This window comes from Curtobacterium sp. 8I-2, assembly GCF_902506155.1.
Lineage (GTDB): Bacteria > Actinomycetota > Actinomycetes > Actinomycetales > Microbacteriaceae > Curtobacterium > Curtobacterium poinsettiae.
The window spans coordinates 447,125-454,424 of record NZ_LR732827.1; the positions used below are offsets into that span (position 1 = coordinate 447,125).

Here is a 7,300-nt window from a genome sequence, read left to right on the forward strand (position 1 = left end):
GTCGTGTACGGTGTCGCTCGAGACACGGGGTGCCGCATCCAGCGGCTGAGATCACACCCGTCGAACCTGCTCGAGCTCGTACTCGCGAAGGGATCGTCCATGGAAACCGTTGCGCCCTCCCCTGATTGGGCCCACCGAACCGCCGAACTGCTCGAGGCCGTGCGTGCCCGGGCCCCGCTGGTGCAGTGCATCACGAACACCGTCGTGCAGAACGTCACGGCGAACGTGTTGCTCGCGCTCGGGGCCTCGCCCGCGATGGTGGACGTGGCGACTGAGGCCGGGCCGTTCGCGCGGGTCGCCGACGCCCTGCTGGTGAACACCGGCACCCCGCACGCCGAACCGCGGGTCGCTGCGCTCGAGGCCGTGCACGCGGCCCGTGACGCCGGCACCCCGTGGGTGCTCGACCCGGTGGCCGTCGGCTCGCTGCCGGTGCGGACGGCCCTGGCGCGTGACCTGCTCGCGCTGCGCCCGACGGTGCTGCGGGGCAACGCCTCCGAGGTGCTCGCCCTGCTCGGTGACTCGGCCGGTGGCCGCGGGGTCGACAGCACCGTGGGCACGGAGGACGCCCGGGTCGCGTCCGTCGCTGCTGCGGACGGGAGGCTCGTGGCCGCGGTGGCGGTGTCGGGTGCGGTCGACCTGCTGGTCGCGCCGGGCATCGGTGTGGTGCGTGTCGCGAACGGCACCGACCTGTTGACGCGGATCACCGGTGGTGGGTGTGCGCTCGGCGCGGTCGTCGCCGCGTTCACGTCGGTCGCGCCGGAGGACGCGGGCGCCGCTGCCGTCGCCGCCACGGCCGTGCACACCGTCGCTGCGGAGCTCGCAGCACGGGACGCGGGTGGGCCGGGGACGTTCCAACCGCTGTTCCTCGACCGGTTGGCGTCGCTGACCCCGGAGGACGTCGTCCGCGAGGCGCGGATCACGGTCGAGACGATGCCCGAGGCCGACACCCGGGCGGTGTCGGCATGAGCGCGTCGCACCCTGCGGGGTTCGGCGTCTACCTGGTGACCGACGGCGCGCTGGCCGACCGGCACGGCATCGGGGTGCTCGGGGTCGTCCGCGCTGCCGTGCACGCCGGGGTCCGGATCGTGCAGGTGCGGGACAAGGACGCCTCGGCGCGTGACCTGTTGGCGCTCACCGCCGCGGTCGCAGACGCCGTCGGGGACCGTGCGACCGTGGTCGTCGACGACCGGCTCGACGTGGCCCTCGCCGCTCGGCACGCCGGACACCGGGTCGCGGGCGTGCACCTCGGCCAGTCCGACGTCCCCGTGACCGTCGCCCGCGCCCTGCTCGGAGCGGACGCCCACGTGGGCCTCACGGCGAACACGCTCGCGCACCTGGCCGTCGTCGAGCGGCTCCCCCGCGGCACCGTCGACCTGCTCGGTGTCGGGGTCGTGCACCCCACGGCGACGAAGGCCGACCACCCGCCGGCCCTCGGCCACGACGGGTTCGCCCGGCTGGCCGCCGCGACCGACGTGCCGTGCGTGGCGATCGGTGGGGTGACCCTCGACGACGTCGTGCCGCTCCGGGCAGCCGGTGCCGCGGGCGTCGCGATCGTGTCGGGCATCTGCGCCGCGGCCGACCCGGGGTCCGCGGCGGCGGCGTACGTGGCCGCCTGGGGCCCTGGAACCGGCCACGGGGCGGAGGCGGGGCGGCTCGCAGAAGGTGCACCGGTCCTCCCGGTCTTCACGCGGCGCGGGGCGGACGCATGAGCGTCCCGCGGGTGCTGAGCATCGCCGGGACCGACCCGACGGGCGGGGCCGGGATGCAGGCGGACCTCAAGGCGATCGCCGCACACGACGGGTACGGCATGGGCGTCGTGACGGCGCTCGTCGCGCAGAACACGCACGGGGTGCGGTCGGTGCACGTGCCGGACGTCGGGTTCCTGCGGGAGCAGCTCGACGCGGTGTCGGACGACGTGGTGGTCGACGCGGTGAAGATCGGGATGCTCGGCACCGTCGACGTCGTGCGGGTCGTGACGGACTGGCTGCGGGAGCACCGGCCGCCGGTGGTCGTCGTCGACCCGGTGATGGTGGCGACGAGCGGGGACCGGCTGCTCGACGAGGACGCGGCCGCAGCCATGGGGGCGCTGTTCGCGCTCGCCGACCTGGTGACCCCGAACCGGGCCGAGCTGGCGGTGCTGGCGGAGCTGGCCGGGTCCGGTGCGGCTGGTCCTGGTGCGGCTTCGTCGGCGGCTTCGTCGGCGTCGTCGCTGGATGCCGCGCGTGCCGTGGCGGCGCGGTGGGACGTCCTCGTGCTGGCGAAGGGGGGCCACGACGAGGGACCGACGTCGGACGACGTGCTCGTGGCGCCGGACGGCACCGTGCGGGTGTTCACGGGTCCCCGGGTCGCGACGACGAACACGCACGGCACCGGGTGCTCGCTGTCCAGTGCGATCGCGACGCTCGCCGCGCGGCACGGCGACTGGGAACTCGCGCTCGGGGTGGCGAAGGAGTGGCTGACGGCGGCGCTCCGCGGAGCCGACGCCCTGTCGGTGGGCAGCGGCAACGGTCCGATCGACCACGGCGCGCTGACTCGAGCCGCCCTGCCGGCGCTGTCGTACACGGACGTGTGGTGGGCGGACGCGGCGACGGTGCTGCAGGAGACGATCGACTGCGCGTTCCTGGTGGGGCTCCGGGACGGGACGCTCGAGCCGGAGGTGTTCGCCGGGTACCTGGCGCAGGACGTCCACTACCTGCGGGCGTACGAACGGCACCTGGCGGCGCTCGGGGTCGGTGCTACTGCTGCCGGTGCTGCTGCGTTCTGGGCAGCGGCTGCGCAGGGGTGTGCCGACGAGGCGCGCGACCTGCACCACCGTCGGCTGGCCGGCTCGCACGCCGACGATCCCGTGCACCCCACGTGCGCCGGGTACCTCGCGCACCTGCAGGAGGCCGCCGACGCCGGCTCTCAGGCGGTGCTGGCCGCCGCGGTGCTGCCGTGCTTCCGGGTCTACGCCTGGGTCGGCTCGCAGCTCGGCGTCGCGCAGGACGGGCACGCCTTCGCCGACTGGATCACGGCGTACGGGGACCCGGGGTTCGCGGCGTCGAGCGCCGAGGCGACCCGGCTCGTCGAGGAACTCGCCCGTGCGGCGACGCCCGACGAGCGGGGGCGGATGGCGCGGGCGTTCCGGCGGTCGACAGCATGGGAGCTCGCCTTCTTCCGGATGCCGACGGCCGCACACGACGCCTGGGTCTCGCGCTGACGGACGGTCCTCGGGCGACTTCCCCGAGGACACGCCTCGGGGCCGGGTCTCGGGTGGGACTAGCGGGCAACCGGGGGCAGCCGCACCAGCTCGACGGACAGCACGGCACCGCTGACCGTGCCGCGCATCCACGTGTGGTCGGGCTGGCGACGGCGGTCGGTCGGCGAGCCCGGGTTCAGCAGGCGCATCCCCGACGGCGCCACGGTGTCCCACGGGATGTGCGAATGGCCGAAGACGAGCACGTCGGTGTCGGGGTACTCGGCGTCCATCCGGCGTTCCCGGCCGGTCGACGCGCCGGTCTCGTGCACCAGGGCGAACCGCAGGTCCTCGACCCCGAAGCGGGCGACGAGCGGCAGGCGGTCGTCGAACTCCGGGCCGTCGTTGTTGCCCCGCACACCCTCGAACCGTCGGGACCGCGCCTGCACGGCGTCGAGGGTGGCGAGGTCGATCCAGTCCCCCGCGTGCACCACCAGGTCGGCGGCGTCGATGTCGTCCCACAACCCGGACGGCAGGTCCTTCGCGCGCTTCGGCAGGTGGGTGTCGGACAGCAGGACGAACGACGTCGTCACGGCTCGGTGGGTGCCGGCATCGGGAGCCCGGCCTCGTCCGCGGCACCGAGGCGCTCCAGCAGCCCGGCGAGGAGCGCGATGTCGTCGTCCGACCAGTCGGCGAGCCGTTCGTCGAGCGCGTCGCGGTGCAGCTGCACGGACCGCTCGAGCGCCGCGCGGCCGGCGTCGGTCACCTCGAGGGGCTTCGCGTTGCCGCTGCCACCGTCGGTCGTCCGCACCAGCCCGGTCGCCAGGAGCCCGGACAGCTGCCGCGAGATCGTCGAACGGTTCAGCCGCAGGTACCGGGCGATGTCGATGGCCATGCAACCCGGGTGCTGCACCACGAAGTCGACGAGGGACTGGTCGACGACGCTCAGCACCTGGTCCGAGCCCCGGGCCCGGATGCTCGCCCGACGGGTGATGCGGGCGAGTTCGGTGTACGCCCGGCTGATGTCGCTGTTCCGGACCTTGGAGCTCGGGTGGTCCATGGTGGCTCCAGCCTGTCGGTGCCGGCGCCGGCCGGCGGTCTTCTCGTCCGGTCACCATACCGGCGGGTCGGCCTGAAGTGCGGTCAGTGACCGGCGGCCGCGGCCTGCAGCGCCGGGATGTCCAGCTTGACCATCTGCATCATGGCCTCGAAGACCCGGGCGTTGGCATCGGGGTCACCCGATCCGCTCATCACCTCCCCCAGCATCGACGGGGTCACCTGCCACGCCAGACCCCAGCGGTCGGTGAGCCATCCGCACGCCATCGGGCTCCCGCCGTCGGCGAGCAGGGCGTCCCACAGGCGGTCGAGCTCGTCCTGGGTGTCCACGTCGACCTGGAACGAGACCGCGTCGGTGTGCGGGTGGCCGGGACCGCCGTTCATCGCGCGGTACGGGGTGCCGAGCAGGGTGAACTCGACGACGAGGGCGCGGCCGTCCGGCATCCGGCTGACGCTGTCGACGCGGCTGTCGGGGAACAGTCCGACGTAGTACTCGGCGGCTTGTTCGGCCTGGTCGTCGTACCACAGGAACGGTGTGATGGCGGGCACGGGGAGCCCCTTCGTTCGGTGCTCAGTCCGCGGCGCTGCGGCTGAGCAGTTCGGCCTTCTCAGGGTGGTCGTCGAACCACTTGCCGACGAACCAGCACATCGGGACGATGCGCTTCGTGGTCGTCGACTCGACGTCGGCGACCGCGTACTCGACGAGCTGCGCCGCGTAGCCGCGGCCGCGGTGCTTCGGGACCGTGTACGTGTGCGGGAACGCCACGGCGTCATCGTTCACCCGGTAGTCGAGCACGCTCACGAGCTCGCCGCCGACGTACATCGCGTAGCGGTCCTGATCGGTCTCGTCGCGGAACTCGTGGTCCATGCCCGCCATCATGCTCCGAGCGGGCGCGTCGTGCCGTCAGGGGAATGGGCGGCGTCCGGCAGACGTTGCCCGGACACATGACAACCATCGGAATCATCGGCGCCGGCAACATCGGATCCCAGCTCGCACGACTCGCGGTACGGAACGGCCACCAGGTCGTCATCGCGAACTCCCGCGGCCCGGAGACCCTGACCGACCTGGTCACGGAACTCGGCGACTCGGCACGCGCGGCGACCCGCGACGAAGCAGCTGCAGCGGGCGAGATCGTCGTCGTGACGGTCCCCCTCGCCGCGATCGAGACGATCCCCGTCGAACCCCTGGACGGCAAGGTCGTCATCGACACGAACAACTACTACTGGGAGCGCGACGGCCACATCCCCGCACTCGACGACCAGTCCACCACCACCGCGGAGATGCTGCAGGACCACCTGCCCGGTGCCCTGGTCGTCAAGGCGTTCAACCACATCGCCGCCGACGACCTGACCGGCCACGCGACGCCCGCCGGCACCCCGGACCGCCGTGCCCTCGTCATCGCCGGCGACGACGACACCGCCAAGCAGACCGTCACCGAACTCATCGACGCGTTCGGCTTCGACGTCGTCGACGCCGGGCCCCTCGCCGAGGGCTGGCGCATCCAGCGGGACACCCCCGGCTACGGCCCGCGGCTGACCGTCGCCGAGATGCGCGACGCCCTGGCCGCCGCCACCCGCTAGTCCCGCTGTTCCACGGCTCGGCGCAGCAGCATCACCACCGCCGCCGCGCAGCCGCCGTTTCGCGCTGAGCGACACCCCACGGGCCCCACCGCCCGTGAGCGGTCGCTCAGCGCGAAACACCCAGCGCTAGGTACCCAGCGCGAAACACCCAGCGCGACCCGACCGCGCCCGCTCAGGCCCGGTCGAAGATCGTCGTCATGTCGGCGATGTCGTCCTCGGTCGGCGTCCAGGTGGTCCCCGCCTCGACGTTCTGCGTGATCTGCTCCGGCTTCGTCGCCCCCGCGATGACGCTCGACAGCCCCGGCTGCGCCAGGAGCCACGCGAACGTCGCCTGCAGCATCGTGACGCCACGGTCGTCGCAGAACCGCTGGTAGTCGTCGAGGACCTCCCACGGTGCGGCCTCGAGCAGCTGCGGCTTCGAGGTCGTCAGCCGCCCGTCGGCCGGGCCGCCCGCCTTCGTGTACTTGCCGGTGAGCAGCCCGTTGTACAGCGGGAAGAACGGCAGGAACCCGAGCGCGTACGCCCGCACGGCCGGCAGGACCTCGGCCTCGGCAGCCCGGGCGAGCGGGCTGTACTCGTTCTGCGCGGACACGAACGCCGTGGTACCGGCGATCGACGCCGTGAGCTCCGCCTCGGCGATCTGCCACCCCGCGAAGTTCGAGTGGCCGACGTACCGGATCTTGCCCTCGCGGACCAGGTCGTCGAGGACCGACAGGGTCTCCTCGATCGGCGTCACGTCGTCGGGCCGGTGCATCTGGTACAGGTCGATCCAGTCCGTCCCGAGGCGCCGGAGCGACGACTCGACGGCGAGCCGCACGTACCGGCGGGATCCGCGGACGCCCCAGTCCGGACCGTTCGCGCCCTGCATGTCCATGCCGAACTTCGTGGCGAGGACGATCTCGTCGCGCCGACCGCGGATCGAGCGTCCGAGCATCTCCTCGGACATGCCCGGCACGCCGCCGTAGATGTCGGCGGTGTCGAAGAGCGTCACCCCGGCGTCGAGGGCCGCGGACACGACGGCGTCGGTGCCTTCCTGCGACTCGGACGCGGTGCCCCGCCGCCCGAAGTTGTTGCAGCCGAGGCCGACGGTGGAGACGACGAGCCCGGAGGGGCCCAGTGGACGGTGTTCGATTCCGGTCATGCCCCGAACGTACCGGCGACCCCGAACCGGGGCTGCGACCCCCGCAGCGGTTGCCGCTACGACTGAGCACGGATCAGTCGACGGAGAGGAGCGCCGCAGTGGCAGCGCATCGCATGCCCGAATCGGACCGTCCCGGTCGGCCCGTCCCGGCCTGGGTGACCGCGCCGCCCGTCGACGAGGTCGCCCCCGAGCGGGTCGCCGCCGCCGGCCACGTGAACGCCTCCGGCCGGGAGGCCCGCCCCACCCCCGCCTCGTCGCGCGCCGCCCACGCGGCGCCGGTCCGACCGACCACGGTCACCGGGTCGGCCCGATCGGCTCCCGGACGCCCCGACGCTTCGCCCACCAGC

At 73.3% G+C, this 7,300-nt stretch carries 10 protein-coding genes and 1 riboswitch; of the genes, 5 read left to right on the forward strand and 5 right to left on the reverse strand.

Annotation, left to right across the window (positions count from 1 at the left end; genetic code table 11):
• The first annotated feature begins 15 nt into the window (after nucleotides 1-15).
• Nucleotides 16-111: riboswitch (TPP riboswitch) on the forward strand.
• The 3 genes from thiM to thiD all read left to right on the forward strand — a co-directional run bounded on the left by thiM (nucleotide 100) and on the right by thiD (nucleotide 3,199).
• Nucleotides 100-966: a hydroxyethylthiazole kinase gene (thiM, locus tag BOSE127_RS05785; RefSeq protein ID WP_051067371.1), complete on the forward strand. Its 867-nt coding sequence runs from the start codon at nucleotides 100-102 to the stop codon at nucleotides 964-966. (Overlaps the previous riboswitch by 12 nt.)
• The gene (thiE, locus tag BOSE127_RS05790) at nucleotides 963-1,709 is read left to right on the forward strand and encodes a thiamine phosphate synthase (RefSeq protein ID WP_017886588.1); all 747 of its coding nucleotides are present in this window, start codon (nucleotides 963-965) and stop codon (nucleotides 1,707-1,709) included. The genes thiM and thiE overlap by 4 nt, the downstream gene beginning before the upstream one ends.
• Nucleotides 1,706-3,199, forward strand: a complete 1,494-nt coding sequence (gene thiD, locus BOSE127_RS05795) for a bifunctional hydroxymethylpyrimidine kinase/phosphomethylpyrimidine kinase (protein WP_071251595.1) — start codon at nucleotides 1,706-1,708, stop codon at nucleotides 3,197-3,199. The genes thiE and thiD overlap by 4 nt, the downstream gene beginning before the upstream one ends.
• A 59-nt stretch (nucleotides 3,200-3,258) precedes the next feature.
• Here thiD and BOSE127_RS05800 read toward each other — a convergent pair whose 3' ends face one another.
• From BOSE127_RS05800 to BOSE127_RS05815, 4 genes are all read right to left on the reverse strand, one after another.
• Nucleotides 3,259-3,768, reverse strand: coding sequence for a metallophosphoesterase family protein (locus BOSE127_RS05800; RefSeq protein WP_071251594.1), 510 nt, complete (start codon nucleotides 3,766-3,768; stop codon nucleotides 3,259-3,261).
• Nucleotides 3,765-4,235 carry a MarR family winged helix-turn-helix transcriptional regulator gene (locus tag BOSE127_RS05805; protein ID WP_017886585.1) on the reverse strand — a complete coding sequence of 157 codons (471 nt, stop codon included), beginning with the start codon at nucleotides 4,233-4,235 and terminating at the stop codon, nucleotides 3,765-3,767. The genes BOSE127_RS05800 and BOSE127_RS05805 overlap by 4 nt, the downstream gene beginning before the upstream one ends.
• An 83-nt stretch (nucleotides 4,236-4,318) precedes the next feature.
• On the reverse strand, nucleotides 4,319-4,780 hold the full coding sequence (locus BOSE127_RS05810; protein ID WP_159556513.1) for a VOC family protein: 462 nt from the start codon (nucleotides 4,778-4,780) through the stop codon (nucleotides 4,319-4,321).
• A gap of 22 nt (nucleotides 4,781-4,802) precedes the next feature.
• Nucleotides 4,803-5,099 carry a GNAT family N-acetyltransferase gene (locus BOSE127_RS05815; protein WP_140447931.1) on the reverse strand — a complete coding sequence of 99 codons (297 nt, stop codon included), beginning with the start codon at nucleotides 5,097-5,099 and terminating at the stop codon, nucleotides 4,803-4,805.
• A 77-nt stretch (nucleotides 5,100-5,176) separates the two neighbouring features.
• Between BOSE127_RS05815 and BOSE127_RS05820 the strand changes: the two genes are divergently transcribed.
• Nucleotides 5,177-5,812 (forward strand): NADPH-dependent F420 reductase, encoded by a 636-nt coding sequence (locus BOSE127_RS05820; protein ID WP_017886582.1) that lies wholly within the window; start codon nucleotides 5,177-5,179, stop codon nucleotides 5,810-5,812.
• Between the two features lie 172 nt (nucleotides 5,813-5,984).
• On the opposite strand, the gene BOSE127_RS05825 is transcribed toward BOSE127_RS05820, so the two are convergent.
• Entirely contained in the window at nucleotides 5,985-6,953 is a 969-nt protein-coding gene (locus tag BOSE127_RS05825) for an aldo/keto reductase (RefSeq protein ID WP_140447930.1), read from the reverse strand.
• A 113-nt stretch (nucleotides 6,954-7,066) separates the two neighbouring features.
• Between BOSE127_RS05825 and BOSE127_RS17320 the strand changes: the two genes are divergently transcribed.
• On the forward strand, nucleotides 7,067-7,300 hold a 234-nt coding region (locus BOSE127_RS17320), incomplete at its 3' end, for a hypothetical protein (protein ID WP_442873452.1).

Coding starts and splice junctions, on each gene's coding strand:
- thiM (WP_051067371.1), top strand. CDS start 100: ATGGAAACCGTTGCGCCCTCCCCTGATTGGGCCCACCGAACCGCCGAA.
- thiE (WP_017886588.1), top strand. CDS start 963: ATGAGCGCGTCGCACCCTGCGGGGTTCGGCGTCTACCTGGTGACCGAC.
- thiD (WP_071251595.1), top strand. CDS start 1,706: ATGAGCGTCCCGCGGGTGCTGAGCATCGCCGGGACCGACCCGACGGGC.
- BOSE127_RS05805 (WP_017886585.1), bottom strand. CDS start 4,235: ATGGACCACCCGAGCTCCAAGGTCCGGAACAGCGACATCAGCCGGGCG.
- BOSE127_RS05815 (WP_140447931.1), bottom strand. CDS start 5,099: ATGGACCACGAGTTCCGCGACGAGACCGATCAGGACCGCTACGCGATG.
- BOSE127_RS05820 (WP_017886582.1), top strand. CDS start 5,177: ATGACAACCATCGGAATCATCGGCGCCGGCAACATCGGATCCCAGCTC.
- BOSE127_RS05825 (WP_140447930.1), bottom strand. CDS start 6,953: ATGACCGGAATCGAACACCGTCCACTGGGCCCCTCCGGGCTCGTCGTC.